This window comes from Gordonia sp. UBA5067 (assembly GCF_002414845.1).
Lineage (GTDB): Bacteria > Actinomycetota > Actinomycetes > Mycobacteriales > Mycobacteriaceae > Gordonia > Gordonia defluvii.
On the sequence record NZ_DIAX01000055.1, the window covers coordinates 12,268 to 12,950 of the forward strand.

General features: G+C 66.3%; 1 pseudogene. It reads left to right on the plus strand.

The features are described 5' to 3' along the window. Window positions 1-683, plus strand: a pseudogene (gene clpC1, locus B4M62_RS09075) (ATP-dependent protease ATP-binding subunit ClpC); the annotation flags it as partial.

Genomic DNA, 683 nt, shown 5'->3' on the forward strand with positions numbered 1-683 from the left:
ATCGACCTCATCGACGAGGCGGGCGCGCGGATGCGCATCCGCCGGATGACGGCGCCGCCAGACCTGCGCGAGTTCGACGAACGGATCGCCGAGGCCCGCAAGGAGAAGGAATCGGCGATCGACGCACAGGACTTCGAGAAGGCGGCGAGCCTGCGCGACAAGGAGAAGCAACTCGTCGCGCAGCGCGCCGAGCGGGAGAAGCAGTGGCGCAGCGGTGACATGGACGTCGTGGCCGAGGTCGACGACGAGCAGATCGCCGAGGTGCTCGGCAACTGGACCGGCATCCCGGTCTTCAAGCTGACCGAGGAGGAGACCACCCGCCTGCTCCGCATGGAAGATGAGTTGCACCATCGGATCATCGGCCAGGAGGACGCCGTCAAGGCGGTATCCAAGGCGATCCGCCGTACCCGCGCCGGACTGAAGGACCCCAAGCGGCCGTCGGGCTCGTTCATCTTCGCCGGTCCGTCCGGGGTCGGTAAGACCGAGTTGTCCAAGGCGCTGGCGAATTTCCTCTTCGGCGACGATGACGCACTCATCCAGATCGACATGGGCGAGTTCCACGACCGGTTCACCGCGTCGCGGCTCTTCGGTGCCCCGCCCGGCTACGTGGGGTATGAAGAGGGTGGCCAGCTCACCGAGAAGGTGCGGCGCAAGCCGTTCTCGGTCGTGCTGTTCGACGAGAT